This window comes from Nostoc sp. UHCC 0302 (genome assembly GCF_038096175.1).
In the GTDB taxonomy this organism is placed as follows: domain Bacteria; phylum Cyanobacteriota; class Cyanobacteriia; order Cyanobacteriales; family Nostocaceae; genus UHCC-0302.
The window spans coordinates 4,564,140-4,590,423 of record NZ_CP151099.1 but is presented as its reverse complement, the minus strand read 5'-3'; the positions used below and the strand labels follow the sequence as shown (position 1 = coordinate 4,590,423).

Below are 26,284 nucleotides of genomic sequence, written 5' to 3'. Positions count from 1 at the left end.
AATAAATTCCTGAGAAAATAATTGCTTGTTTGTAACAAATCCGTTATATTTCTTAATGTAAAGATACAAATAGCAATACGACTGCATTAAAACACTGTTCACTAAGTGTTCTAAATATGCGGTTGTTTGGAATGTACTTTGTCAACTATCCAATTTAAGAGCAACAGGCTCACGATGTATTGGATGGAGCAAAAGCAACTGTACTTTCTCTCTACTTATTGATTGCTTTTGCTGGCATTTGAGCGCATTTATCTTTGTTTTGCACATTCGATTTTTCAAATTTGACAGTACTGTAGTTTTCTTTTTGAAATTTTTGCCATGCCATTTACCATCCAGTCAGCTCAAAGTATTTTTCCCGGAACTCTAATTGCTGATGTTGTTCCAAAGACCATCGAAGCATTCTCTGAACTCAATGCTGAAGATCAACTAGCATTACTTTGGTTTGCCTATACCGAGATGGGTAAATCTATTACAGTTGCTGCACCTGGAGCAGCCAACATGATCCTCGCGCAAGGCTTACTTGAGCAAATCAAGCAGATGCCTTTTGAAACTCAAACGCAAGTCATGTACGATTTGGCCAACAGTGCTGATACTCCTCTGTGCCGTTCCTATGCGTCCTTCACGGTGAACATCAAGTTGGGCTTCTGGTTTCAGTTAGGTGAATGGATGGCGCAAGGAATTGTCGCTCCTATCCCAGAGAGCTATAAGCTTTCTCCTAAAGCTGCTAAGGTGCTACAAGCAATCCGAGATGCTGATTCAGGTCAACAAATCACAATTCTACGCAACATTGTAGTTAGCATGGGATTTGATCCAAATGCTCCTGGTAGTTACAAAAAAGTTTCAGAGCCTGTCGCTCCTCCCATTGCACCCGCATTCCGTAGCAAGGTCACAATTGAAGGCATTAGCAATCCTACGGTGTTGGGCTACATCAATAATATGAATGCCAATGACTTTGACGCTGCGGTGGCTTTATTTACTTCCGAAGGTGCTTTGCAACCCCCATTTGAGAGACCAATTGTGGGTCAGGAAGCAATTCGCGCTTATATGCGGGAACAATGCCAAGGACTGAAGATGATACCAGAGCGTGGTGTATCCGAACCGGTAGAAGATGGCTATACCCAAGTTAAAGTTACGGGCAAAGTCCAAACCCCGTGGTTTGGAGCGAGTGTTGGCATGAATATTGCGTGGCGATTCTTGATAGATCCCCAAGGCAAAATCTTCTTTGTGGCAATTGACTTGCTGGCTTCTCCTAAAGAATTGCTCAACCTAGTGCGTAAATAGAGTATTGAGTTAGTCACTGCTAAAGTGTGGAGCGATCGCTTCACACTTTAGTAAAAGAAACTTTCCATTTTATTGAGCATATTGTGAAGCTTAACAAAATGATCTTAAGGTTCTTGCAAGTTTAAAAGTGTTTTAAGAAAGGTTATTTCTCGCAATTGGCAATTGAGAACTGCAATTTATAGTGATAAATAAGGATTTAGAAGATTAGCTGTATGAATGCTGATGAACTTATCAAAAGCTATTGTGCAGGAGAGAGAAATTTTGCTCAGGTAAGCCTGCACTTAGCCAACCTAAATGAGGCGTGTCTAGCTGGAATCAATTTGGATGGAGCTAAATTGGCTAATGCAACTTTATCTCAGTCCAACCTATGTGCGGCGAACTTAATTGAAGCAAATTTGGCTGGGGCGACTCTCTGGAGAACCAACCTCAGTAGAGCGATTCTAATTTGGGCGAATCTAGAGGATGCTAACCTGATTCGGGCAACTGTTAGTAAAGCGGACTTGCATAAAGCTTCTCTTGTGAGGGCAGACCTGCGCTTAGCAGACCTACGTGATGCCGACCTCAGTGGTGCAGACTTGACTGGGGCAGACTTACGCTACGCTAACCTCAGCGGTGCTTTTCTGGCTGGGGCAAATCTCAGGGGTGCAAATTTGACTGAGGCAAACTTGAGTAAGACAGACTTGAGCCATGCCAATCTTACCAAAGCGATTTTGTTCAAGACTGATCTAAGTTACGTTGATTTAACAGAAGTAGACTTGAGTGAAGAGAATCTGCGCCAATGCATCCTTAAAGGAGTAACCTTGCCAAAACGAGACTTAATTGAAGTGTATTAGTTCTGATACCTTGGGCTTCATTATATAAGTTGAATTAGAAGTGCGATCGCACCTTACACGCCACTAAACTAGAAAGTAAGATGCTCAGGATAGCTTATGAATGCTGTTACAACCACTTTACCTTCTACACTTAAATTGAAAATCGACTTGACTGACGAGCAATTTTTCAAAATGTGTCAGAAAAACCGCGATTATCGATTTGAGCGTACAGCATCAGGGGAAATATTAATTATGCCGCCTACAGGTAGTGATACTGGCAGACGTAATGTTAAAATTACCACTCAATTAGATATTTGGAACTCGGAGAATAATTTAGGCAAAGGTTTTGACTCTTCAACTGGGTTCACCCTACCCAATGGTGCAGAACGTTCTCCTGATGTTTCTTGGGTAAAAATTGAGCGGTGGAATGCTTTAACCCCAGAACAACAAGAAAAATTTGCTCCGATTTGCCCTGATTTTGTAGTAGAGTTACGTTCTCCTAGTGATTCTATAAAAGATTTGCAGGATAAAATGCAGGAGTATATCGAAAATGGCGCTCAATTAGGCTGGCTAATCGACCGAAAAAACAAGCGAGTAGAAATTTATCGTCCAAGTCAAGATATAGAGATTTTAGAAAATCCAACTAGTTTATCAGGAGAAGATATTTTACCTGGATTTGTGTTGGATTTAAAACAGATTATGTAATGTGTTCAAAATGCGATCGCCTAATTTATATGGTTTTTCATCTTCAACGATTAGGAAACACATGGCGCATTTCAAAACGGCTATGTGTCCATAGTGGTAGCAGCGCTTGTTTAGCAGCATTTAACTGAGATTGAGAAAAACTGATGTTTCTATTTTCTATAATCCAAATAAATATTCGAGTTATTAAATCAGCTTTAAAACTATTTTCATAATTACAATTATTTATTCTTATTACTTGCTCATCTAAGCAACGCATAACATATTTAAAATTCCAATTTTTCCTGTCTACAGAATTGCTATAAATTTCTTCTTGTGTATTCTTCCACTCAATTCTTTGCAAATTTCTTATAATATAATCTATACCTATTGTGGAAGAATCAGCATTTCGCACCAAATCTGTGAATGCTTGGTAATATAGCCGCAATAGGGAAGCAGCAATATTTTCCATATAGATATTTAGCCAGGACTGTATATCACGAAGATAAGGTACTAAATCTCTGATATCATTTATAGGCGATCGCTCACATTGATTATTAATTATTTTTGATAAAAATTCAGCTTCAGATAATTGCGATTTACCTAAGTAATAATTAATAACTTTGGGAATATATTTCTCTAATAACCATTTTTTAGTATATCTAGCTGTCCAAGTTCCTCGTAACCCAATATCTTGCTGCCATGAAGTAACTTTGCCTTTTACAAGAGATTGTAAATGTACATCATTTATCTCATAGATTATGTTAACTTTATCGTTTGGCAATAAAGATAAATAACTACTAGATTGGGGCACAATAAATGCATGATCTCTAATTCCGCGACTCACGCGAATTGAGAGATCATCTCTATGAAATAGATGCCACTCTGATTTGCCTTTAGTATATTCAAACTCGTTAGCAAACTGCTGCATTAAATTCCACAAGTTTTGTTCTACAGAAAAAAGCTTAAAACCTCGGCTATCTAAAAATTCTAAGAATTCAAAATCCCATGTTTCCAAGGCATTCTCAAATTCGATAATTGAATTTTTGTACTCTTGGCAAACTCTATCAACACATAAACACAAATCTACTGCTTCTAACTCTGATAAAATAACTGTTGATTTTCCTAAAAATACCTCAAAAGTATTTTTATCTAACTGTTTTAAAAAGCGGCGACATCCCCAATCTACCTGGGTATTCAGTCCTTTCATTAATTGTCCCAAAATCTCTTGATGATTTAAGCTAATTTTGAGACCTCTTAAAATGATGCTGCTGAACTCAATTTTACAATTACCTTCTCTAAATGCTTTAGGTAAATTGCAGTCAATTGCTATTTTAGGTTTTACAACAACTAAATGGTAGTCTTCTTGTGTAATAGAAGGCTCAAAATCACATTTTTCTAAGATATCCAGGTAATCTTGATGGCGACGAAAAAACTTTTCTACTAAGTAATATCTATTATGTAAATTAGGTGAGTTGTTTTTATCTAAATTTTTAATAAAATTAAAATTGAGTTGATTATAAAACTCTGATGCTATGGCAATATTTTTAAGTTTATCTATATTTAGGTCGAATAGAAATTCTTCTCTATAGTAACGAAGACGTTTAAAAACCTTAATTTTATATCCATTAGTAACAATAAAAAAAATTGGTTTTAGATGATTACTATAATATTTAGCTTGTTCAATATCTTTATTTAATTGAGTTTGATACGGTTCTGTAAATTTAATCAGAACAAGTGATGTATCGGAATTTTGTTGTTTAATATTATCTGTTGAAAAGTAAATATAAGTATTTTCTGGATCGCTGCCATGTTTTTCTGCTTTATGTTTTATGAAAGGGTATTTATTATGACATTTATCTGGGTAGCAGAGATACTGAAACATTGGTAAAATAAACTTTTTTTCAATATCCTCTTTGCTTTCCAAAAGACGATAGTCGAAATCTTGTATCCATTTTATAAATTGTTTAAGTGGCTCTGAAATAGACATCAAATAATCTACCTGCTGGAATAAATTCGCTGGCTTCTATGTTGTTCTTATAATTAGCAATTTATCAAGCTAGTTTAGATAGTATGGTGATTGTTGATACTTTAACGTGAGTTCGATAGCTCATGTAGTAAGCGCTTAATTAGCTTAATAAAGAAACCTCTCCCTGGTTTTACTACGCAAAACCGTCCCTCTCCGAGTCGGAGAGGGACAGACTTGAACTTTATTTCAAAGCAGGGAGAGATTTGTCGAACTCACGTTACTTTACCAAATTAGAAATTCTATATAAAGAATGTAGGGACACAGCATTGCTGAATCCCTACTTTTGTTGGCTATTAAAAGTGCTATAAGCAATGGTCAACTTTACGCCAATGCAGCTACTTTCTCTAACAATCCCTGAAACAACTTCAACCCATCGCTACCTCCCAATATCGCGTCTGATGCCCTTTCTGGGTGTGGCATCATTCCCAAAACATTACCTTGGCGATCGCAAATCCCGGCAATGTTGTTCAGTGAACCGTTGGGATTCTCTCCTTGATAACGGAACAATACTTGGCCGTTATCTTCAATTGCTGCGAGAGTTGCTTGATCGGCATAGAATCGCCCTTCACCGTGGGCAACAGGTAAAGTGATAATTTCAGAGGCGGTATAAGCTTGCGTCCAAGGAAGATTGGTACGCTCAACTTTTAACGGAACCCGATCGCAGATAAAATGCAAATCGCGATTTCTAGTTAACACACCCGGTAAAAGTCCGGCTTCAGTTAATACTTGAAAACCGTTGCAAATACCCAAGACAAACTTACCTTTTTGGGCGTGTTCCACCACCTGCTGCATTACAGGTGAAAATCGCGCGATCGCACCGCAACGTAGATAATCCCCGTAACTAAAGCCACCAGGGATTACAACCACATCTAAATCTGCAATATCTGTTTCTTGATGCCAAACCATGCGAGTCGGTTGCCCTAGTAAGTCTCTAGTTACATAAGCAACATCGCGATCGCAATTAGAACCCGGAAAAACAACAACGCCGAATTTAGTCATTTGTCACTTGTACTGAGCGAAGTCGAAGTATTTGTCATTTGTCATTTGTTATGGGGGACTGGTCGTGGGGTACAGGTATTGAGGACTGGGGACAGGAGAGAGAATAATAACTCTAAATTCCTAACTTCTAACTCAAGACGGGCTAAACGCCCCGCTTCCGCTAACAGCACTCTCTATGCCCTATACCCAGTCCCTAAAACACTCCCGTTTGTGTTTCGACCTCAATCAACTCATAGCGATAATTTTCAATCACGGGATTTGCTAGCATCTGGTTACAGATGTTTTCGAGGTCTTGACGCGCTTTCTTCTCTTCAGTTGAGGTGATGGTGAGTTCAATATACTTACCAATCCGCACTTGTTCAACGTTATCGTATCCCAACTGCTTAAGACTGGATTGTACAGCTACACCAGCAGGATCTAAGACTGAAGGACGAAGCGTCACGAAAATTTTGGCTAAATACTTGCTTTGCACGGGCTTTTGCTGAATGCTGCGATCGCTATACTATAACTTTCTGCTCCAACTGAGTGAAAATAAGATTATGAAGCAGTTAGAGTTAACTTAATCAGTTAGCCAATCCCACAGCTTCTACTAAAGCGGCAAATTTAAACTATTGTCTATGAGAGCCATACGCACCCGCAGTCAAGAGCGTATTTTGAACCTGCTGAAATCCATTAAACAAGGCATTTCCGCGCAAGATATTTACGTCGAGCTACGTAATAACAATCAGAGTATGGGTTTAGCGACAGTTTACCGCTCCCTAGAAGCCTTAAAACTGGAAGGCATGGTACAAGTGCGGACTTTGGCTAACGGTGAAGCCCTCTACAGTCTAGCGCAGCAAGATAAACACCACTTAACTTGCCTGCAATGTGGTGTTTCCATTCCGATTAATCAATGTCCTGTACATGACTTAGAAGAGCAATTAGAATCTAGCCAGAAGTTTAAAATTTTTTACCACACCCTAGAGTTTTTTGGTTTGTGCAGTCAATGCCAAATTAATCAAGCTGCTGAAGTTAGCCATTAGTCATTTGTCATTGGTTATTTCTCCCTCACTCCTCCATTGTCAACTAGCCCGATTATTATTCCCCCCTGGTATTTCACCTCTGAGCAGTGAATTAGAGTCAACCTGACCATCTGAGACAATAGAGCGTATGCCTTCTAAGGTGGCGGGAATACTACGCGGATCTATAAACATCACCTTACTGCTATCGCTCTTACCAATTGTTGCGCCCATATCTAGATAGCCCAAGGCAATTAGAACTTCTAAGGCTTGATAAGCAGTGGAATTTGAGTTGATTTTTTGGGCAATAATTTCTGCTGACTCAGCAATCGCTTGGGCTTTGAGAACCTGTTGCTGACGTTCCGCTTGGGCTTTGAGAACGATCGCTTTTTGTTCTGCTTCTGCACGTAAAACTACTGACTTTTGACTAGCTTCTGCTTCTAAAATTTGAGCATCAGCTTTACCTCTAGCACTATTAACAGCAGCTTCGCGATCGCCTTCTGAAGTTAAAATTGCCGCCCGTCTACGCCGTTCTGCTGACATTTGCAATTCCATCGACTCCCGCACAGCCTGAGAGGGGATAATATCTCGCAGTTCTACACGCGTCACTTTCACACCCCAAGGATCGGTAGCTACGTCCAAATCCTGTAACAAAAGCTCATTGATTTGAGAACGGGCAGTAAAAGTTTGATCTAACTCCAGTTGTCCCATTTCCGAGCGAATTTGAGTTAACACCAAATTCACCATTGCTGACTGGAGATTTTCTACTTTGTACCAAGCTTTTTCCATATCCACAATGCGCCAGTAAACTACCGCATCCACCTCAATACCAACGTTGTCGCGAGTGATGCATTTTTGCGGAGGAATATCTAAAACCTTTTCCCGGATAGTTTCTTGGTAGACAGTTTTATCAAGGAAAGGGATGACAAAGCTTAGCCCTGGTTCTAGTTTTTTGTTATAACTACCCAATCTTTCCACTAAAGCTTCATTACCTTGACTAACGACTCTAACAGACCCTGCTACAGCAGAACCACCAAGAGCTAAAAAGATTAGCAAAAATAACTGTTCCATCGTAAATCTCCTGAATTTTGAGTATTAAATATAACTTAAGATTAAGAGGATGAGGGGGCAAGGGAGTGGGCAGTGTAGAGACAAGGGATAGAATAACTCATGTACAGACGCCTAGACGCTCGAAGAGCGGCTTTTCGTAAGAGTATAATCGCGTCTCTACTCCTAACTCTTGACTCTTGATTAAGAATGCAAAAGCGTTTCCGGCATCACAATCAAAGTTGTGCCTTCTCTTCCCACCACATAAACTCTTTCGTTGGGTGCTATGCCGAGTTTGTCATCATCACATCTTGCTTGCCAAGAATTTCCCTCGTATAACACCCGGCCTGTTTTCCCTACCGGAATTTCTGTTAAAGTTTCAGCTGTAACTGCATCCCGAAGTTTCGACTTGCGTTGTCGCGGTTGTAAAAATCGGCGGGAAAGTACAACTAGTGCTACACAAAGCAACAGCCATATCACAACTTGCAACCATACATTTCCTAAACCCGCCACAGATAGCAGTGCGACCACAAAAGCGCTGATTCCCATCATGAAAGCGACAAACGCCGATGGTAAAAACAATTCCATTAAACATAGAACTGCTCCTGCCAAAAGCCAGATTAAGGTATAACTTGGCATAGCGCCATCCTGTCTCTACATTGACTTAAATGCATTTCTCCGACTAGATACACCCAGACTTAGGCTATTTACAGAAAGCAAAATTCGTCTTTTTGTCAAAAATTTTGATTAATTTCAGTAACAAGGTGTAGCCAGAAGTACACAACTCTAGTTTATCCTGAGCTTCAAGTCGTTGACATTTAAATATAATCAAAATTCATAAGTTGATTTGTCTCTTTAATTTATACCTTTATGATTTCTACTCAACGGATAATTTATTGTATAAATCCAAGCTGTAATAACCCTATTAATCCTGTGGGAGATGATGTTTGTGCTAGTTGTCAAACTCCTCTAGTTCACCGCTATCTCTGGGCTAGTGGCTCGTTAGCAGCTAAAATCTCTGCTGGTAGCAAGGTAGCAGATAGATATGAGGTAATTAGGCATCAAATTTGGCTGGATACTCAACCGGGGCTATCGCCAGATATACCAGCATCATTGCCAAAAGAAGTAATTCCTTACCTACGGTTATATCAAGAGCGGTTGCACTTGCCCCACGCTTACGGGTTTACGCATTCCCATGAAGAAGGTACAAGTGATGTCCTCTTACTGGAAAATGTGCCGATAGATGACACAGGACATCTCTACCCGACTATTGCTGATGCTTGGGAACAAGCAACAGCAGTACGACAAGTTTATTGGCTGTGGCAAATTCTTCAACTTTGGACACCTTTATCAGAATTTGGAGTTGCCCGCAGTTTGTTATTTCCAGACAACTTGAGAGTTCAAGGTTGGTGTATACGGCTGTTAGAACTTTATCCAATACAAACAGCTGAGCAACCAACTTTACAGGAGCTAGGGAAATTTTGGCTGCCTTGGGTAGCAGTTGCAAACACGTCACTAGCCAAAGACTTACAGAATATAGTCCAGCAGATGTGTAAACCAGCAGTAGAGTTAGAGGCTGTTGTCACTCAACTCAATAGGTTACTCCTAGCATCTGCGGCAGAATTGCCATTAAGCATAAAGGTTGCAGGGAATACTGATATTGGGCTAGTAATGACGCAAAATGAAGACAGCTGCTACCCTACAGCCTCTAGTAACTTAGATGACCCTGTACTGCCACGTTTGTCAATTGTTTGTGATGGCATTGGTGGACACGAAGGCGGCGAGGTTGCTAGTCAATTAGCAGTACAGTCTTTGAAGTTGCAAATCCGTGCTTTATTAACAGAAGTTGCAGAACAAACTGAACTTGTACCACCAGATTTATTACAGGAACAACTAGAGGCAAGCTTGCGGGTGGTAAATAACGTAATTTCCGCCCGCAATAACGAACAAAAACGCCAAGGCAGAGAACGCATGGCAACAACTCTTGTAATGGCAGTACAAGTACCGCAAAGAGTACAGACGACTGCTGGCTGGCGTTCAGAAAACGGCCATGAAGTTTACTTAGCTAATATTGGCGATAGCCGCGCTTATTGGATTACTCGCAACTATTGTCAATTACTCACAGTAGATGATGATGTGGTAACCAGGGAAGTACGCCATGCTCGGAGTTTATATCGCCAAGCACTTAATAGGCAAGATGCTAGTGCCTTGACTCAAGCATTGGGAACAAAAGATGCAGAATCCTTGCGTCTTAAGGTTCAGCGATTCATTGTAGAAGAAGATGGCATCTTGCTGTTGTGTTCTGATGGTTTAAGTGATAATAACTGGGTGGAACAATCTTGGCGAGATTACGCTGTACCAGTGTTAACAGGTAAACTTGCAGTTGAAGATGCTGTCGGGAACTGGATTAATCTAGCAAATGCGAAAAACGGTCATGATAATACATCGGTTGTTGTGAGTTATTATCGTGTCTCTCCAGAATACTTAGTGCCTGTTACTCCTGTGCAACCTCTAGTAGAGATTACCGAAGCAGAAGCACAAGAACAAGAAGAAGTAAATTCCTTCACAGAAAGTTCGCAAACCTTGCTAGATTTGGATTTGGATTTAGATATCACAGAAGAACCAGTTATAATTCCAAAAACTGTAACCCCAGTCAAAAAACCAAGCCGGAGTAACCGATGGGTAAGGCTAGGGGGAGTGTTGGCGTTGATTGTGGGAGGTACAAGTTTGGGATTATTTGCTTGGTCGCAAATTAATCCTAGAGGATTTGAGCAGACGTGTCAGCAACTTCCCGAAAGTGTGCAGCAACTTTGTCCGCCTGAAAAGTAGGGACTGGGAACTAGTACAGCTATACAGAATTTGGAACTCGTAATGGCGCTCGTTCGCTAATTACGTTTTCACAAGTATTTCAGGCATTCTTAATATGTGGTTTATTTACTGCTGTACTAGGGGTTAGATTGTGCCGAAATTTTGTAATTTTAACGTGAGTTCGACAAACCTCTCCCTGCCTTGAACTTTTGTTCAAGTCTGTCCCTCTCCGACTCGGAGCTACCGTGTACACACAAGTCTGAAGTTGCTCAAGAATCTGGGTTTTACCCCACCCTAACCACTGCTTGAATTCAATAAACAACCACCCGAATTCAATAAACGACTACCCGAATTCAATAAACGACTACCTGAATTCAATAAACAACTACCCGAATTCAATAAATGACCACCCGAATTCAATAAATGACTACCCGAATTCAATAAACAACCACCCGAATTTAATAAACAACCACCCGAATTTAATAAACGACCACCCGAATTCAATATTTCGACTTGCGTGTCACGGCAGCCCTTGATAAGGGGGGTAATTCGACTTGTGTGTACACTGTAGCCGACTCGGAGAGGGACGGTTTTGCGTAGTAAAACCTCTTAGAGGTCTTTTATAGCAAAGTGCTGAGTGCTGTTAGCGGAAGCGGGGCGTTGAGCAGCGTGCTGAGTAAAAACCTAGTTACTTCAAGGCTTTGATCAATAAACACTGTCCTAACCTATATAACTACGGCTATATATTCAGCTATTAAGCGGACACCACATGAGCTATCGAGCTCACGTCAATTTGAAGATAAGTATCGTGGTATTGATAATGAAAGTCACGATGTTGATGAGAGATATCGTGATATTGATAATCTAAGTCGCGATGTAGGTGGGAACAGCTTTTACATTTAGGTGACAGCTAATGAAGTTGTAATTACTGATGAGTTGATATGTTATGGCGATCGCCTCCGCCACTGGACTAAGAGCAAAGTTTTTGGGATTATGTACCTTTAGCAGGCTAGCGCCAAAGGTCGCAATGATGGTTATGTAAACCAACATGAGATGAAACAGGGCGTTTGCGATGCGTAAGAATTGGTGAAAAAGTTGACCTGGGGAACATCCTAGAGTGAAGATAAAAAGGTCAGACCATTTGCAAAAATCTTTGTAACAAACGAATCGCTATTTAGGGTATCACAGTTATGCGCCCCTACTTAGAAATGTGTAGTAGATATATAGCTTTAAAAAGCTACATGATGGCCAAGCTTTATTTGTCTGGTAAATAAAGATGCTTCCAACAATGCGTCTGTATAAACTAAGAGCCAGCAGTAACTTTTGTAAATAATCTATTTTTCAAAAAAGCAATTTAAATGATAGATAGGTATCAAGTTTTTAATAGATAGCCAAAACTTAGCCTAAGTCTAGTTAAATATTACAAAATCTAACTTACTTTGTAACTGAAAAACTACAACTACTTTATTGTATGATATTAGTGATTTTCTGGAGGTATCAGGCTTGTATACGTCAATTAAGACTGAAACAAAGCTAAGCATAGACCAAGACAGATTGATGGCTAAATACTTTGTTGACGCCAGAGATACTTCTGATTGTAGATTGGCGACAAGCAGTCAATTTCACAAATATAGAGTACAAACCTAATGACTGTTAATTAAAGAAATTTTCAATAATCAAGTAGAGCCTAATACTTAATTGATGCAAGAAAAAGACCCCAGTAAAAAGCTAAAAAAAAGTCAGCAGAGATGCCTAAAACGTGTCTGTATACGAGGGTTAAATGCGTCTTAGCGCCCAATGAAGCGTTCAGAAAAGGCTAATTAAATCAACTGTTAGGCCGTTCAAATGTTTAGTTAATGGCAGAGACTTGTGGAACAGCAAACGTTAGGTGTGAATGTAGCTATGAAAGTTGGCGATCGCGTCCGTGTTAAAGATTCAGTAGTAGTTTACCATCATCCTGAACATCGAAGTCAGGCTTTTGACCTTAAAGGCACAGAAGGCGAAGTTATAGGTATTGCTACAGAATGGCAAGGTAGACCTGTAAGCGCTAACTTGCCGATTTTAGTTCAATTTAGTAAAAAATTTAAAGCCCATTTACGAGAAACCGAGTTAGAAATCATTTAAATAACTCATCGGCGGCGAAACCATCGGAAAATATTCAGTTCGCCGCGCATTCTTTTGAGTTCTTGACGGTGCTGTTCTGCTGTTTCGTAATACCATTCACAGTAACGTTGCAGCTCTAACCGCGTCTGAACTTCTTGATAAAATTGGTGAGTTGTTTGGTAAGCAGCAAAGCTTTCCTCAACTTCGGGTTGAGGCGATGGAATAATATAAGGTAAATCTTTAGACATAATATTAATTTATATTAGGAGTACAGACGCGATTAATCGCGTCTCTATTCTTAACTCCTGTACAGACGCGATTAATCGCGTCTCCAATTAAAGCCAACCTCGTAAGCGATATATAAAAGTACCAAGGTACTCTTTTAAAGCGCTAGTAGACTGATTTAGATTTGCAGTATCAGGTAACAAATTCAGTATAGCGGCTTTGGGTGTGTTGCCGAGTTCTTCGAGTTCACGTTCGCTGATTAAAAAATCAGTAGGCGTAGGAATAGCATTAATTCCTTGACGTTGAAAAATCTTTAGCGATCGCGGCATATGCATTGCCGAAGTCACAAGCAAGACTTGGCGAATTCCACGAGATTCCAAGATTTTTCGGACATTTACGGCATTTTGATATGTATTGAGAGAGTCAGGTTCTTCGACAATTGCCTCAGATGGGATACCAATAGATGTTAGGACATTTGCCATATCCGCCGATTCTGGTGAACCGCTACCGCGCCAATCAATGCGTCCGCCACTGAGAATAATGATCGGAGCTTTTTTTTGGCGATATAGCTGTGCTGCGTAAATTACGCGATCGCCCGATTCACTCAAATCAACAGTAGGTCTGGGAGGAAAAGCTGATTTAGTTGCGCCACCCAAAACCACAATTGCTTCTGCATTAGGTATTTGAGCAGATGGGATATTTTGCCATTCTAGCGATCGCACTAAATAATGAGAAACCCAAGCATTACTGCTAAACAGTAATAAAGTTAGCGCTAAAGCGATTGCGATCGCCGCAGTACGCGGTCGTTTCCATAATGTTACCAAAGCCACTAACAAACTTACGCAAGCTAGTCCTAATGGATAAAAAAACAGTGGCAATAATTTTGAGAGATATAAAAACATATTGGGGACTGGGAACTGGGGATTGGGGACTGGTGGCTTGGGACTGGGGATTTGGGGCTGGTGACTTGGACTAGAGAAAAGTTTTCCAAATTATCTAATATGTAATACCTAATTTCTTACTTCACTAAAACCTATCCAATCCTCCTCTCCAGCAGTATCAGAAAATTAAATGCCTCACAGCTTAATTCCATGTGAATTCGACAAACCTTTCCCTGCCTTGAACTAAAGTTCAAGTCTGTCCCTCTCCGAGTCGGAGGGGGACGGTTTTGCGTAGTAAAATCTCTTGTCTTTTTATTCAGGACATTATAGAGCTATCGAACTCACGTTAATCTCCAGCCCCCAGTCCCCAGTCCCCAGTACCCAATCCCCAATCCCTACCTTTCCCAAAACCGGAAATTGAAACTTCCAGCAGTGCGACGGTAACGGCGGCTGGCTTTTCTTTGCTGTCTGGTAGTTCTCTGGTTGGGTTGTGTAACTTCGTCTTCTGACTCTTCTATTGGCAATTGAGTTCTAGTTTCTTCCTTGCTACCCCACCAAGCAGTAATCCAGCCTCCACCTAAAGCTGCTATTCCACCAAGTAAGATACTCATGGGTGCTGGATAACCCAAATATACAAAACCAAGCATGAAAAATAACCAATATTTTAGCCCCGTATCGACGCCATCCGAGGAGGCTACAGTTGGAGGCTGGGGACTATTATTGGTTGCGCTTGTGACCCAGCCGAGGATGAAACCTCCCATAATTCCTAAGAATATGCTCAAGGCTGGTGCAGAGCCTGTCATCATTAATATAAATGTTAAAAATGCCCCAAATAATAGTTGAGAAAAGAAACTGGGAGAAATATTTAGAAAGTTGTTATTTTTTTGTGCCATAAGTATCGGAAATATAGAGATTTAGGAGTGTAAAGGTTTAGGGAAAAGGGGAATAAATTAATTTTTTATCACCTACACCCTTACACCTTTTTTAATACTGTTAGCGAATTACTTCTTTTAATTGTGATTCTAGGGCTTGAGTTGTGTCCAAAATCTTGACGTAGGGTTGTTCTTCCTCAGTAAAGGGTTCGGCTTGCTTTAGTTGTGAGGTTAACAAATCAGCAGTAGCATCAGCAATATCACCAGTGCGGTTGACAAGACGATTTTGTAAAACTTCTAGCGGTGCTGTGCAGTGGATAATCTGGAGGGAAAGCTGATGTTTTTTAGCTTGGGCGATCGCTTCTTGTCGTAACTGCTGACGGTCATACTTAGCATCTAAAATCACCGTAAAACCTTCATTAGCTAGCAGAATTCCCAATGCTAATAACCGTGTATAAGTTTTTTCGGTCATCTCAGGTGTATACAAATCATCGCCACCCTTCTGCCACAAAGGAATTCTCCCTAAATGTTTCCGCACTGCATCTGAACGAATCTGAATTGCTCCTAGTTGACGGGCTAAATAGCGTGCTGTAGTACTTTTACCAGAACCCGACAATCCGGACATCAAAATTAGCTGTCCAAGCTTGGGTTTAGTGTACTCCCAAGCCTGTTTATAATAGTCAGCAGCAGTTTTTGTCGCCTCTTCTTTTGCCGTTACAGGTACATTAGCATCGTCTAGTAAAAACGAAGTTACTTTTGCCCGGACATAAGCCTGACGACTTAAATATAAAGGTAATACCTGCAAACCTTCCCAGTCTCCAGTTTGCTCTATATAAGCATTTAAAAAAGCATTAGCCAAGTCTTTACGCGATCGCGCTTCCAAATCCATTACTGTGAACGCGACATCGTACATTACATCGACAAAGCGAAACGGCTCATTAAACTCAATGCAATCGAATAGCGTGATTTTGTCCTGCCACAGAGCAATATTTCCCAGGTGTAAATCCCCGTGACATTCGCGAATGTAATTATTTTGAATTCTACTAGCAAATAATTCTGGACGTTCTGCAAAAAACTTATCTGTATATTGCTTTGTTTCTGTAAACTGCGTCTGCGTCTGAGGCCCACCGATATAATTTTCTGTTTGCTCATAATTTTCGTCAAAAGCAGCCCGAACTTTTGCTACTTCACCAAAACTGCGAATGTAATCATTTGTCTGTGCTTCTGCATGGTATTGAGCAACCACCCGTCCCAAGTCCTCTAGGTCTGTCTCATTTAACTTACCCTGTTCAAAAAGTTTGCTAAACAAGAACTTTTGGGGAAACTGGCGCATTTTCAGCACGTACTCTACAACTTCACCAGTTCCCCCTAAATTGTATTGCTCCTCAACCAAAGTTATAGGTAACACTTCCAAATACAGTTGAGCGGCTCCCCGTTGATTCAACCGCAACTCTTCCTGACAAAAATGTTGCCGCTTCTCTAAAGTAGAAAAGTCTAAAAAACCAAAATTCACTGGTTTCTTCAGTTTATAAGCGTAATCTCCAGTCAGCAACACATAAGAAATATGGGTTTGAATAAGTTGAATAGGTTCTGTTACTGCATGGGGATAAAATCCAGGCTGTAACATTTGCTGAATTAAGACTGGAAGAGTCGCTTCTGTCATCTCTTTCCTCTGCGCTCTCTGCGCCTCTGCGGTTCAAATACAAAAAAACCAGGAGTTCCCCCCTGGTATTATCAAAAATTATTACACAGTTTACTTAGCTTAAGAAGCTGTTTCAGCCTCTATCTCAGCATCAGCGTCGATTTGCGGTGGCAAAACACTAACAACAAGTCGCTCTAATTCAGCTAGAGGTGTTACACCTTCAGGAAAAGGTATATCACTGATATGCAAGCTGTCTCCAATTTGCAGGTTAGAGACATCGATTTCAATTACATCTGGGATATTCTCAGGCGCACAACTGACTTGCAATTCGGTAACTACGGTGTCTAACACACCACCATCTTGTTTAACACCAACAGCATTTCCTACAAAACGCAGGCGTACTTCTACAGTGGTATCGCCATGTCCCGCAACCGCAAAAAAGCTGAGGTGATAAGGTGTACCTTTTGCTGGATGTATTTGAAGTTCTCGCAGCAAGGCTTTACCTCGCCAAGGTATATCAGTAATGTTTAAATCAATCAAGGTGTTATTGACTGAAGCTTTTTTGAGCAAACGCTCAACAGTTTTGGCATTAATCGCCAAAGAAATTGACTCTGTACCTTTATGACCGTACAAATTTGCAGGTATTAACCCAGAACGGCGCAAAGCTTTCGGCTTGCTGCCTTCGGGTCGCTTTTGAGATTCGACTGTAATAGCCATAGCAGTTGTTAGTTGTTAATCGTCATTTATCATTTGTCACTTGTACTGAGCGAAGTCGAAGTATTTGTCATTTGTCATTTGTTTTTTTCTTTGCCAATGACTTTTGACTTTTGACTTTTGACTGATAACTTAGAACTCAGCACTGATTACGCACTTAGCAGATCGGCAGGTGTGCCGTCGGCGTGCAATAAAGCGCGTTTGGGGCCGTGGATGGGGTCTTCTACAATTATGGTTTGATCGCGGCTAGCTCCTAAAGAGACGATCGCGATCGGGACTTCCATCAATTCTGCTAAGAATTTGAGATAGTCCAATGCTTGCTGTGGCAAGTCTTCCAAGGCGCGGCAATGAGTTGTTGACACTTGCCATCCTGGTAAAGTTTTGTAGATGGGGCGACATCTGGCAAACTGACGCGCACTCGTGGGGAAGTGTTCGCTGCGTTCGCCATCGATTTCATAAGCGACACAAACTTGGATTTCCTCTAGTTCATCGAGAACATCTAGTTTAGTAATCGCCATACAATCCATGCCATTAATCCGCACAGCATAGCGACCGATGACGGCATCAAACCAACCACAGCGCCGTTTACGTCCGGTGGTTGTGCCAAATTCGGCTCCGCGATCGCATAATAGTTCTCCCACTTCCCCATCTTGTTCTGTGGGAAATGGGCCTTCTCCGACTCGTGTGGTATACGCTTTCGACACTCCAATGACTCGGTCAATCATTGTCGGGCCTAGCCCTGTACCGACGCAAGCCCCCCCAGCAACTGGATTGGAGGAGGTAACATAAGGATAAGTTCCATGATCGAGGTCGAGAAGTGTGCCTTGTGCGCCTTCAAACAAAATATTGCGCCGCCGCAGAATAGCGTCGTATATTTTCAGCGATGTATCCACAACATAAGGACGTAGCCGTTCTGCGTATCCCAGATATTCGTCAATCACCGCTTTCACATCTAGAGGCGGCAAGTTGTACAGCTTTTCTAAAATGACGTTTTTATAATTAATCGTCCACTCCAACTGCTCACGTAGCCCCTCAGAGTCCATCAAGTCTAGAACTCGGATGCCTGTGCGTTCAGATTTGTCAGCATAAGTCGGACCAATACCCCGACCGGTTGTGCCAATTTTATGGCTTCCCCGTCGCTCCTCTGATGCCTGGTCAATCAACCGATGATAAGGCATCGTTACATGAGCTGTCTCTGATATTAGGAGATTGTCAGTGGAAATATTTAAGTTTTTTAATTGGTCGAGTTCTGCTATCAAAATCTGTGGATCTATGACCGTTCCACAACCGATAATGCATTTGGTGTCTGGATACAAAATACCGGAGGGAATCAAGTGCAGCTTAAAGGTCTGACCCTTTACTACAATAGTGTGTCCAGCATTGACACCCCCTTGGTAGCGCACCACAACATCTGCGGAACGGCTAAGTAAGTCAGTTATTTTACCTTTTCCTTCATCGCCCCATTGGGCCCCTATGACAATAACGTTAGCCAAGCGTTTATATTATGAGGTAAAGTTTCCACAAACTATAATTATCAACATATTTTGTGCATTATGTCAATAAAAATGCACAACTTGAGGCATTGGGCATGAGGCATTGGTAATTTCTTTCCCATGCCCAAAAACTCCACTCACAAGGGTAAGAATTTTTTTATACAAGGCTAATTTCAGTAAAAGTTTTTTCTCTATATTTTTGTTACAATCGATAAAATTTTTACCTAAAAATACCATTATGAGTTTATATGCTGAATTACATAGACATTTAGGCGGCTCGGTTGTACCGCGAGTTCTATGGCGATATTTCGAGCGACATTCTTCGGAGTTGATTTCTCGCTTTGCTGACTATTCAGAATTTGAAGATTTTTACACTAGGCCTCGCAATACTTTAGATGAGTATCTGGAATTGCATACTCTGGTAGAAAGTGTGCAAACCGTGGAAACATTGCCTTACTTTATCTACCGCTTAGTGCGTGGTGCTTATATTTTTGAAAATTTGGCTTATCTGGAACTACGCTATACTCCCTATTTGCGAACTCCTGAGCATCTGAGTCAAGTTGAAAGAATTGACAAGATGGCAGAAATTGTAGAAGTTGTAGGAAAAGCTAGTCACCTGCCAGAATATCCAATTGTCACTAGACAAATTCTCTGTATGCACACACGTTTACCTTATGAGGTAAACAAGGCGATTATTGATTTGGCAGCACAGAACAAGCACTATGTGTGTGCGATAGATGTAGCAGGAGGTGATAGCTATTATGCCGATCGCCTACAAGAATGGATTAGTCTATATGATTATGCGCGATCGCTCGGCGTAAACACCACGGGACATCTGTATGAAACCACCGCTGGTTGTTACCCACAACTGTTACCCTATCTCATGCGGATTGGTCATGGTATTCAAATTCCCTTACTGTATCCAGAGTTACTCCCAGATTTAGCTAACCGCGGACAATGTTTAGAGGTTTGTCCGACAACTTACTTACAAACTGGTACTTTACAGGATATACGTCAACTCAAGTTAGTCTTTGACCGTTGTTTTGATGCTGGGGTAGATATCGCCATTTGTACTGATAATGCCGGATTACATAATGTACGTTTGCCGTTTGAGTATGAAAACTTATTGACTTACGACATTATTAGTTTTGAACAACTACAAGCTTGTCAAGAAGCAGCTTTTCGTCATGCTTTTGCTTGGCCTTATAGTCAACGTCCCGCATCCTTATTAAATGGATTGCTCAAACCTGAATCCCCTAAAGTTTTGGCGATGACAGATGTTAATTGACGAGTAGTGGTCAGAATGCAAAGTAATTTAATGTTAATTAATGTTGCTGTGAGTAATTTTTCTGACGCCTTAGAAAAAACTGTACTGCACACTGTGCAGTACAAAAAACAGTAGTAATTGGCATAAATAAACTTGGATTGATATCCAGTTTAAGTTTATGCGCCAATACCTTCTGTAGCACCGCCGATTGATTTCCACGCCGAAAAACCACCTGGGATTTCAGCTACCTCAGCAAACCCAGCTTGTCGCAATAATGTGGCAGCATGGGTTGTTTGTTCGTCATTTTCGCCATAAATATAGATATGGCGTTCTGTATGTAGAGAAGATTTGGCGCGGGATGCCAAACCGTCCAATGCAATGGGTATTGCGCCAGTAATATGACCGTGATTGTAGGTGTGGCGATCGCGCACATCAATAATTGTAAAAGCTGGTTGACCCCATTGCAAACGAGACTTTAAATCGTGAACATCAACTGCTAAATTGCTACTCATAAGCATTTCTCGCTTATAACCTCAAGAGCAATCTATCAAAAAAGCCTTTACAATCGAGCTTTCTTTACAATTAATAAAACTTTTTGGGGCATGGGGCATGAGGCATGGGGCATAGTAAATAATAACTATTAACTCCTAACTCCTGTAGAGACGCGATGAATCGCGTCTCTACTCCCTACTCCCTACCTCCCTACTTCTTCAAGACCAGAAGTTGTAGACTATGTTTTATGGCATCTACTATTCAGGTTTTACCAACAGAAGTCGTATATCTCATTACAGCTGGAGAGGTAATCGACTGTTTTGCTTCTGTGGTGCGGGAATTGGTAGAAAATTCCCTTGATGCTGGTGCAACGCGCGTTGTGGTTTCTTTATGGCCGCAGCAGTGGCGAATCCGCGTCGCTGATAATGGTTGTGGAATGAATCTAGATGATTTGCAACAAGCAGCCACAGCCCACAGTACCAGTAAAATTCGCTCTAGTGCTGATTTGTGGAAAATTAATAGTTTAGGGTTTCGTGGTGAGGCGTTGCACAGCTTAACGACTCTAGCGGATTTGGAGATTTTGAGTCGTCCAGCAGGTGGGAATTTGGGATGGCGGGTTAATTATGGCAATAGCGGGGAAGTTGTTCAAGTCGAAGTAACAGCGATCGCTCCTGGTACAGTTGTAACAGTTTCTAATCTTTTCGGAAATTGCTCCAGTCGTCGTCAAGGCTTACCCTCAGCAGCACAGCAAATGAAAGCCGTGCAAGCGGCGATTCAACAAATTGCTTTGTGTCATCCTCACATCACTTGGCAAGTTTGGCAAAATGACCGTCAATGGTTCACCATCTGTCCCGCCACTACAGTAGGAAAACTGTTGCCACAAATTCTGCCTACTGTAAGACAAGGTGATTTGCAAGAGGTGAAACTGGAAGTACCCAACCCTCCCAACTCAGAACTCACTTGTACAGACGCGGTTAATCGCGTCTGTACTCAGCACTCAACACTCAATTTAGTAGTAGGATTACCTGACCGCTGTCATCGTCATCGTCCAGATTGGGTGCGTGTAGCTATCAACGGACGGATGGTAAAATCACAGGAACTAGAGCAAACAATTTTGGGTGCATTTCACAAAACATTACCACGCGATCGCTATCCAATTTGTTTTTTGCATCTTGCCATTTCCCCCGACCAAATTAATTGGAACCGCAACCCAGCAAAAACCGAAATTTACCTCAATGAACTGAGTTACTGGCAAGAGCAAATTACCCAAGCAATTAACCAAGCACTCTGCATATCTGCTAGCAATCTTAAAGAATCTGTCCACACAACACGAGTTAGTAAATTACTCAAAGCCGCAGAAGCCAAAGGCGGTTATAACTTTAATTCTAAAAATCCAAACGAAGATAATAAAACTCCTAACTCCCTCAAAGCTGTCGCTCAAGTTAGCAATACCTATATTGTGGCAGAACATCCTGCTGGTCTATGGTTGGTAGAACAACACATTGCCCATGAGCGAGTTTTGTATGAGCAATTGTGCGATAACTGGCAACTTATCCCCGTCGAACCTGCAATAATTCTTTATCAGTTATCACCAGCACAAGTAGGGCAATTGCAACGCATTGGTTTAGATATAGAATCCTTTGGTGAACAACTCTGGGCTGTCCGAAACTTACCCGCAATTTTGCAGCAGCGAGAAGATTGTCCACAAGCAATTTTAGAACTTAGTTTGGGAGGTGACTTACAAACAGCTCAAGTAGCAGTCGCCTGTCGTAGTGCTATTCGTAATGGTACACCAATGAATCTGCAAGAAATGCAGACACTATTAGATAATTGGCAACGCACTCGTAACCCCCGTACTTGTCCTCACGGCCGCCCAATTTATTTATCGTTAGAAGAATCAGCTTTAGCAAGGTTTTTCCGGCGTAATTGGGTGATTGGTAAAAGTCATGGAATATAATTTTTAAATCGAGAACTCTTTGCTGATTTACTAATGTATAAGATATATCTATTTATCAGTTTGAAAAGAACAAGCGATCGCTAATTCTGCATTTCGGACTAATGTATCTTTATCAAGTGCATAAATAGGATATTGGGGAGTCACCGCCAGTAGCTTTTCAATTCTACTTTTAGCGGCTTCCACCACTGATTCATCAAGGCTACCGTTGCTGAGGGAATCGGCAAAATCTTCAGCAATTTTATAAGTACGCTCAATAGATGATGAATTGATATTACGCGAGACAATAAATAAATCACAGCCAGCATGAAATGACCGCACCACAGTACCAGCTTGAATAAATAAATCGGAGATAGCTTTCATATCCAAATCATCAGATACAACCACTCCCTCAAAGCCAAGTTCTTCACGGAGTATGCTTTTGAGGATAGGTTGAGAAAGTGTTGCTGGCACATCAGCATCTATCTTAGGAAACAAGATATGGGCTGTCATAATCAAAGGAATTTGTGCTTCAATCAATGCTTTGAAGGGTATAAGTTCTCGAAGCCGCAAGTCTTCTCTAGTCAAATTGAGTATTGGTAACTCAATGTGAGAGTCTTTGCTAGTATCTCCATGTCCAGGGAAATGCTTGGCGCATCCTAAAATTCCTGACTCTTGTAGCCCCAGATAATATTCATAAGCGCCTTGAGCCGCGGTTTCGGGAGTGTTGCCAAAGGCACGAGGGCCAATCACAGGGTTATTGGGGTGAGAAAAAATATCGGCAACAGGTGCAAAGGATAAATTAATTCCTAATGATTTTAATTCTACTGCTGTGGCTTTTGCTACTTCACGTGAGTGCGATCGCAACAGTGAAGCATAAGGAAATCGCGTTATCGGTAGCGGTGTACGAACAACACGACCCCCTTCATGGTCGAGAGTTATGAACATGGAGTCACGTTCAGCATAATTTCGTATTTGGTTGTTCAATTCCTTAAAACTATCCAACCAAACTTCATAGGGGTTGCCATCGAGAAAGTTTTTACCGAAAAAGATGACTCCAATCGGTTTCAATTCATTGAGTGCGCGTTTATCATCATCACTTAATGTCGTGCCGGAAACGCCTAGAATTAGGTGATGTCCAAAGCGCTCTAGCCCTTGCGTTTCTGCCATAATCTTTTACCTATACTTGTTTAGCAACTAACTGAGCCTTGATCCTACATCTTGAATGAAATCAACGACCGGAATTTTCAGATAGAAACAAAACTGCATACAAAAATACTACCGAGTAAATAAATTATTTATTCAGAGATCACAATTTTGACTTTGATAAAGAATAAATTTGCCATTTCAGCAATTACTCTTGCTTATATTTTCTATCTGTAAATCTCTATAACTCAAATGGAGACCGCAAACCCATTGCTAACAATGAGTTTGACAATTTGCTTAAGTAGGTGCGTATAAGCAAATTTTCCTTCAGCAGAAGTTTTTTAGATCAGCGATTGCACAATAACTGCCAAATGTAACGGATTGCAACGTATAATGAGAACGGCAAAACGATTAAGAAATATTGAAGAATAGTAGGGGTAAATGCGAGTAGCGATCGCTGGTGCTGGTCTAGCAGGACTTTCCTGCGCGAAATATCTCACAGACGCGGGTCACACTCCCATTGTCTTGGAAAGCCGGGACGTATTGGGGGGTCTTGTTGCAGCGTGGAAAGACTCTGACGGCGACTGGTACGAAACTGGATTACACGCCTTCTTTGGGGCATACCCGAATATGCTCCAGTTACTCAAGGAGTTGGGTATCGAAGACCGACTCCAATGGAAAGAGCATACACTGATTTTTAATCAGCCGGAGAAGCCTGGAACATACTCACGTTTTGATGTTCCAGATATTCCATCTCCTTTCAACGTAATTGCGTCCATTCTTCGCAACAACGATATGTTGACTTGGGAGCAGAAGATTAGGTTCGCTGTTGGCCTACTTCCAGCCGTAGTTCGAGGGCAGAAGTATGTCGAGGATATGGATAAATACAGCTTCTTAGAGTGGTTGAAAAGGCAAGGTGTTGATGAGCGGGTAACAAGTGACGTTTTTATCGCTGCGTGTAAAGCGCTTACCTTTATCAATCCTGAAGAAGTTTCGGCAACAATTCTTTTAACTGCCCTAAATCGCTTTCTGCAAGAAAGATATGGCTCCAAAATTGCATTTTTGGATGGTTCTCCCACAGAACGGCTATGTCAACCCATCGTCGATTACATCACAGAACGCGGTGGCGAAGTCCGTCTGAATGCGCCTATCAAAGAAATCGTCCTGAATGACGATGGTACAGTTAAACACTTTACGATTAGAGGATTGAATGGCGCTGAAGACTATATTGAAACTGCCGACTTATACGTTTCGGCAATGTCAGTAGACGTTCTCAAAGCGATATTGCCAAAACCTTGGCAGCAAATAGAGTTCTTCCAAAAGCTAGAAGGTTTGGAAGGCGTACCTGTGATTAACTTGCATTTGTGGTTTGATCGGAAACTTACCCAAATTGATCATCTGCTGTTTTCGCGATCGCCCCTCCTCAGCGTTTATGCTGATATGAGCAATACTTGCCGCGAGTATGCTAATCCCAACCGCTCAATGCTGGAATTAGTTCTAGCTCCAGCAAAAGATTGGATTAGCAAATCTGACGAGGAAATTATTGCCGCAACACTTTCCGAACTGGAAAAACTTTTCCCAGATCACTTTGGAGGAGATAATCCAGCAAAATTGCTGAAATATCACGTGGTAAAAACACCGCGTTCAGTTTACAAAGCTACCCCTGGTCGTCAACAATACCGTCCCGCACAAGTTACGCCTATTGCCAACTTCCTTCTGGCTGGGAGTTACACCATGCAACGCTACTTAGGAAGTATGGAAGGTGCCGTACTTTCTGGTAAGCTAACAGCGCAGGCGATTTCTGAAGCACTCCCGGTAGCAAATTCTTCAAACCTGCAAATGCCAACCCGACCGCCTGCAACGAATGCTGCAACTGCCTGATTCCAAAGCGCGCATGAAAACGCTGGTCTCTGTGGACGAGTCTTATAAACTTTGTCGGCATCTCACAGCAAAGTATTCCACGACTTTTTACCTGGGTACTTTGCTCATGAGTAAGATAAAACGTCCCCCTATATGGGCAATTTATGCTTGGTGTCGCCGTACAGATGAATTAGTGGATGGGCCCGCGTCTGCTCTTACCACGCCAGAAACACTAGACATTTGGGAGCAGCAACTGGAATCGATTTTTGCGGGACACCCCGTAGAAAATTACGATGTTGCTTTAGTAGATACTCTCCAACGCTTTTTGATGGACATTCAACCCTTTCGGGATATGATTGCCGGCCAGCGTATGGACTTATATCGTAGTCGCTATGAAACCTTTGAAGAGTTATATCTCTACTGTTACCGTGTTGCTGGCACTGTCGGCTTGATGTCAATGGCAGTAATGGGGGTTGATATATCCACAGACACAACTCCGTGGAACCAGAGCAAACAGCCCTATGTTCCCACGGAAGAAGCGATCGCTTTAGGAATCGCCATGCAACTTACTAATATCTTGCGGGATGTTGGAGAAGATGCACGGCGAGGGCGAATATACATTCCCCAAGAAGACTTAGCAAGGTTCAACTACACCGAACAAGACTGCTTTCAAGGCGTGATAGATGAACGCTGGCGCTCTCTGATGCGTTTTCAAATTGACCGCGCCCGTGAATTCTATATAAAAGCACAAAGAGGAATTACTTATCTAACACCCGATGCCCGTTGGCCTGTATGGGCAGCATTAACTCATTATGGGCAGATTCTGAATGCGATTGAGCGCAACGAATATGATGTGTTTAATCAGCGTGCCTACGTCCCCCAGTGGAAAAAGTTACGTACTTTGCCTTTGGCCTGGATGCGATCGCAAGTACTTTAAGAAATTAGTCAAGGGTCAACAGTCAATATTTGGACTCTTGGCTCTGACTTGACAAATTTATTGA

At 41.4% G+C, this 26,284-nt stretch carries 24 protein-coding genes; 10 read left to right on the top strand and 14 right to left on the bottom strand.

Translation table 11 applies throughout. The features are described 5' to 3' along the window. Positions 1-318: 318 nt before the first annotated feature. The 3 genes from WKK05_RS19925 to WKK05_RS19915 all read left to right on the top strand — a co-directional run bounded on the left by WKK05_RS19925 (position 319) and on the right by WKK05_RS19915 (position 2,798). A complete protein-coding gene (locus WKK05_RS19925) occupies positions 319-1,281 on the top strand; it encodes an orange carotenoid protein N-terminal domain-containing protein (RefSeq protein ID WP_341524832.1) in 963 nt (320 codons plus the stop codon). Positions 1,282-1,493: 212 nt separating this feature from the next. Continuing rightward, on the top strand, positions 1,494-2,114 hold the full coding sequence (locus WKK05_RS19920; RefSeq protein WP_341524831.1) for a pentapeptide repeat-containing protein: 621 nt from the start codon (positions 1,494-1,496) through the stop codon (positions 2,112-2,114). 96 nt (positions 2,115-2,210) lie between these two features. Continuing rightward, positions 2,211-2,798 carry a Uma2 family endonuclease gene (locus tag WKK05_RS19915; RefSeq protein ID WP_341524830.1) on the top strand — a complete coding sequence of 196 codons (588 nt, stop codon included), beginning with the start codon at positions 2,211-2,213 and terminating at the stop codon, positions 2,796-2,798. 43 nt (positions 2,799-2,841) lie between these two features. On the opposite strand, the gene WKK05_RS19910 is transcribed toward WKK05_RS19915, so the two are convergent. The 3 genes from WKK05_RS19910 to purS all read right to left on the bottom strand — a co-directional run bounded on the left by WKK05_RS19910 (position 2,842) and on the right by purS (position 6,274). Continuing rightward, positions 2,842-4,764 (bottom strand): hypothetical protein, encoded by a 1,923-nt coding sequence (locus WKK05_RS19910; RefSeq protein ID WP_341524829.1) that lies wholly within the window; start codon positions 4,762-4,764, stop codon positions 2,842-2,844. 360 nt (positions 4,765-5,124) lie between these two features. Continuing rightward, a complete protein-coding gene (gene purQ / locus WKK05_RS19905; protein WP_341524828.1) occupies positions 5,125-5,802 on the bottom strand; it encodes a phosphoribosylformylglycinamidine synthase subunit PurQ in 678 nt (225 codons plus the stop codon). Between the two features lie 193 nt (positions 5,803-5,995). Further along, on the bottom strand, positions 5,996-6,274 hold the full coding sequence (gene purS, locus WKK05_RS19900) for a phosphoribosylformylglycinamidine synthase subunit PurS (protein WP_341524827.1): 279 nt from the start codon (positions 6,272-6,274) through the stop codon (positions 5,996-5,998). A gap of 145 nt (positions 6,275-6,419) precedes the next feature. Here purS and WKK05_RS19895 point away from each other — a divergent pair, with 145 nt between their 5' ends. Continuing rightward, positions 6,420-6,824, top strand: a complete 405-nt coding sequence (locus WKK05_RS19895) for a Fur family transcriptional regulator (RefSeq protein WP_341524826.1) — start codon at positions 6,420-6,422, stop codon at positions 6,822-6,824. Between the two features lie 39 nt (positions 6,825-6,863). Here the strand turns inward: WKK05_RS19895 and WKK05_RS19890 are convergent, their stop codons facing one another. Continuing rightward, the gene (locus tag WKK05_RS19890) at positions 6,864-7,871 is read right to left on the bottom strand and encodes an SPFH domain-containing protein (protein WP_341524825.1); all 1,008 of its coding nucleotides are present in this window, start codon (positions 7,869-7,871) and stop codon (positions 6,864-6,866) included. A gap of 180 nt (positions 7,872-8,051) precedes the next feature. Next, on the bottom strand, positions 8,052-8,486 hold the full coding sequence (locus WKK05_RS19885; protein WP_341524824.1) for an NfeD family protein: 435 nt from the start codon (positions 8,484-8,486) through the stop codon (positions 8,052-8,054). Between the two features lie 231 nt (positions 8,487-8,717). Between WKK05_RS19885 and WKK05_RS19880 the strand changes: the two genes are divergently transcribed. Next, entirely contained in the window at positions 8,718-10,676 is a 1,959-nt protein-coding gene (locus WKK05_RS19880; RefSeq protein ID WP_341524823.1) for a protein phosphatase 2C domain-containing protein, read from the top strand. 843 nt (positions 10,677-11,519) lie between these two features. Here the strand turns inward: WKK05_RS19880 and WKK05_RS19875 are convergent. Next, positions 11,520-11,705, bottom strand: coding sequence for a hypothetical protein (locus WKK05_RS19875; protein ID WP_341524822.1), 186 nt, complete (start codon positions 11,703-11,705; stop codon positions 11,520-11,522). A gap of 852 nt (positions 11,706-12,557) precedes the next feature. Here WKK05_RS19875 and WKK05_RS19870 point away from each other — a divergent pair. Further along, positions 12,558-12,779, top strand: a complete 222-nt coding sequence (locus tag WKK05_RS19870) for a ferredoxin-thioredoxin reductase variable chain (protein WP_341531131.1) — start codon at positions 12,558-12,560, stop codon at positions 12,777-12,779. 5 nt (positions 12,780-12,784) lie between these two features. Here WKK05_RS19870 and WKK05_RS19865 read toward each other — a convergent pair whose 3' ends face one another. The 6 genes from WKK05_RS19865 to WKK05_RS19840 form a co-directional block, all read right to left on the bottom strand. Beyond that, complete coding sequence (locus WKK05_RS19865; RefSeq protein ID WP_341524821.1) at positions 12,785-13,006, bottom strand: hypothetical protein; 222 nt, start codon at positions 13,004-13,006, stop codon at positions 12,785-12,787. 87 nt (positions 13,007-13,093) lie between these two features. Then, positions 13,094-13,885 carry a YdcF family protein gene (locus WKK05_RS19860; protein WP_341524820.1) on the bottom strand — a complete coding sequence of 264 codons (792 nt, stop codon included), beginning with the start codon at positions 13,883-13,885 and terminating at the stop codon, positions 13,094-13,096. Positions 13,886-14,259: 374 nt separating this feature from the next. After that, on the bottom strand, positions 14,260-14,757 hold the full coding sequence (locus tag WKK05_RS19855) for a hypothetical protein (protein ID WP_341524819.1): 498 nt from the start codon (positions 14,755-14,757) through the stop codon (positions 14,260-14,262). 100 nt (positions 14,758-14,857) lie between these two features. Next, a complete protein-coding gene (locus WKK05_RS19850; RefSeq protein ID WP_341524818.1) occupies positions 14,858-16,399 on the bottom strand; it encodes an AAA family ATPase in 1,542 nt (513 codons plus the stop codon). Positions 16,400-16,498: 99 nt separating this feature from the next. Beyond that, entirely contained in the window at positions 16,499-17,095 is a 597-nt protein-coding gene (locus tag WKK05_RS19845) for a 50S ribosomal protein L25/general stress protein Ctc (RefSeq protein WP_341524817.1), read from the bottom strand. 146 nt (positions 17,096-17,241) lie between these two features. After that, positions 17,242-18,585: an adenylosuccinate synthase gene (locus WKK05_RS19840; protein ID WP_341524816.1), complete on the bottom strand. Its 1,344-nt coding sequence runs from the start codon at positions 18,583-18,585 to the stop codon at positions 17,242-17,244. 238 nt (positions 18,586-18,823) lie between these two features. On the opposite strand from WKK05_RS19840, the gene WKK05_RS19835 reads away from it, so the two are divergent. Then, positions 18,824-19,873 (top strand): adenosine deaminase, encoded by a 1,050-nt coding sequence (locus WKK05_RS19835; protein ID WP_341524815.1) that lies wholly within the window; start codon positions 18,824-18,826, stop codon positions 19,871-19,873. Positions 19,874-20,028: 155 nt separating this feature from the next. On the opposite strand, the gene WKK05_RS19830 is transcribed toward WKK05_RS19835, so the two are convergent. Further along, positions 20,029-20,364, bottom strand: a complete 336-nt coding sequence (locus tag WKK05_RS19830; protein ID WP_341524814.1) for a rhodanese-like domain-containing protein — start codon at positions 20,362-20,364, stop codon at positions 20,029-20,031. A 227-nt stretch (positions 20,365-20,591) separates the two neighbouring features. Between WKK05_RS19830 and mutL the strand changes: the two genes are divergently transcribed. Continuing rightward, on the top strand, positions 20,592-22,301 hold the full coding sequence (gene mutL, locus WKK05_RS19825; protein ID WP_341524813.1) for a DNA mismatch repair endonuclease MutL: 1,710 nt from the start codon (positions 20,592-20,594) through the stop codon (positions 22,299-22,301). Positions 22,302-22,349: 48 nt separating this feature from the next. Here the strand turns inward: mutL and nagZ are convergent, their stop codons facing one another. Beyond that, a complete protein-coding gene (gene nagZ, locus WKK05_RS19820; protein ID WP_341524812.1) occupies positions 22,350-23,447 on the bottom strand; it encodes a beta-N-acetylhexosaminidase in 1,098 nt (365 codons plus the stop codon). A 417-nt stretch (positions 23,448-23,864) separates the two neighbouring features. On the opposite strand from nagZ, the gene pds reads away from it, so the two are divergent. Together pds and crtB are read left to right on the top strand one after the other, a co-directional pair. Then, a complete protein-coding gene (pds, locus tag WKK05_RS19815) occupies positions 23,865-25,304 on the top strand; it encodes a 15-cis-phytoene desaturase (RefSeq protein WP_341524811.1) in 1,440 nt (479 codons plus the stop codon). Further along, positions 25,288-26,220: a 15-cis-phytoene synthase CrtB gene (crtB, locus tag WKK05_RS19810; protein WP_341524810.1), complete on the top strand. Its 933-nt coding sequence runs from the start codon at positions 25,288-25,290 to the stop codon at positions 26,218-26,220. The genes pds and crtB overlap by 17 nt, the downstream gene beginning before the upstream one ends. The last annotated feature ends 64 nt before the right edge of the window (positions 26,221-26,284 follow it).

Coding starts and splice junctions, on each gene's coding strand:
- WKK05_RS19925 (WP_341524832.1), top strand. CDS start 319: ATGCCATTTACCATCCAGTCAGCTCAAAGTATTTTTCCCGGAACTCTA.
- WKK05_RS19885 (WP_341524824.1), bottom strand. CDS start 8,486: ATGCCAAGTTATACCTTAATCTGGCTTTTGGCAGGAGCAGTTCTATGT.
- WKK05_RS19890 (WP_341524825.1), bottom strand. CDS start 7,871: ATGGAACAGTTATTTTTGCTAATCTTTTTAGCTCTTGGTGGTTCTGCT.
- WKK05_RS19870 (WP_341531131.1), top strand. CDS start 12,558: ATGAAAGTTGGCGATCGCGTCCGTGTTAAAGATTCAGTAGTAGTTTAC.
- nagZ (WP_341524812.1), bottom strand. CDS start 23,447: ATGGCAGAAACGCAAGGGCTAGAGCGCTTTGGACATCACCTAATTCTA.
- purQ (WP_341524828.1), bottom strand. CDS start 5,802: ATGACTAAATTCGGCGTTGTTGTTTTTCCGGGTTCTAATTGCGATCGC.
- WKK05_RS19860 (WP_341524820.1), bottom strand. CDS start 13,885: ATGTTTTTATATCTCTCAAAATTATTGCCACTGTTTTTTTATCCATTA.
- WKK05_RS19920 (WP_341524831.1), top strand. CDS start 1,494: ATGAATGCTGATGAACTTATCAAAAGCTATTGTGCAGGAGAGAGAAAT.
- WKK05_RS19910 (WP_341524829.1), bottom strand. CDS start 4,764: ATGTCTATTTCAGAGCCACTTAAACAATTTATAAAATGGATACAAGAT.
- WKK05_RS19895 (WP_341524826.1), top strand. CDS start 6,420: ATGAGAGCCATACGCACCCGCAGTCAAGAGCGTATTTTGAACCTGCTG.
- pds (WP_341524811.1), top strand. CDS start 23,865: ATGCGAGTAGCGATCGCTGGTGCTGGTCTAGCAGGACTTTCCTGCGCG.
- WKK05_RS19880 (WP_341524823.1), top strand. CDS start 8,718: ATGATTTCTACTCAACGGATAATTTATTGTATAAATCCAAGCTGTAAT.
- WKK05_RS19915 (WP_341524830.1), top strand. CDS start 2,211: ATGAATGCTGTTACAACCACTTTACCTTCTACACTTAAATTGAAAATC.
- mutL (WP_341524813.1), top strand. CDS start 20,592: ATGGCATCTACTATTCAGGTTTTACCAACAGAAGTCGTATATCTCATT.
- WKK05_RS19875 (WP_341524822.1), bottom strand. CDS start 11,705: ATGTTGGTTTACATAACCATCATTGCGACCTTTGGCGCTAGCCTGCTA.
- WKK05_RS19865 (WP_341524821.1), bottom strand. CDS start 13,006: ATGTCTAAAGATTTACCTTATATTATTCCATCGCCTCAACCCGAAGTT.
- crtB (WP_341524810.1), top strand. CDS start 25,288: ATGCTGCAACTGCCTGATTCCAAAGCGCGCATGAAAACGCTGGTCTCT.
- WKK05_RS19850 (WP_341524818.1), bottom strand. CDS start 16,399: ATGACAGAAGCGACTCTTCCAGTCTTAATTCAGCAAATGTTACAGCCT.
- WKK05_RS19835 (WP_341524815.1), top strand. CDS start 18,824: ATGAGTTTATATGCTGAATTACATAGACATTTAGGCGGCTCGGTTGTA.
- WKK05_RS19845 (WP_341524817.1), bottom strand. CDS start 17,095: ATGGCTATTACAGTCGAATCTCAAAAGCGACCCGAAGGCAGCAAGCCG.
- WKK05_RS19830 (WP_341524814.1), bottom strand. CDS start 20,364: ATGAGTAGCAATTTAGCAGTTGATGTTCACGATTTAAAGTCTCGTTTG.
- WKK05_RS19855 (WP_341524819.1), bottom strand. CDS start 14,757: ATGGCACAAAAAAATAACAACTTTCTAAATATTTCTCCCAGTTTCTTT.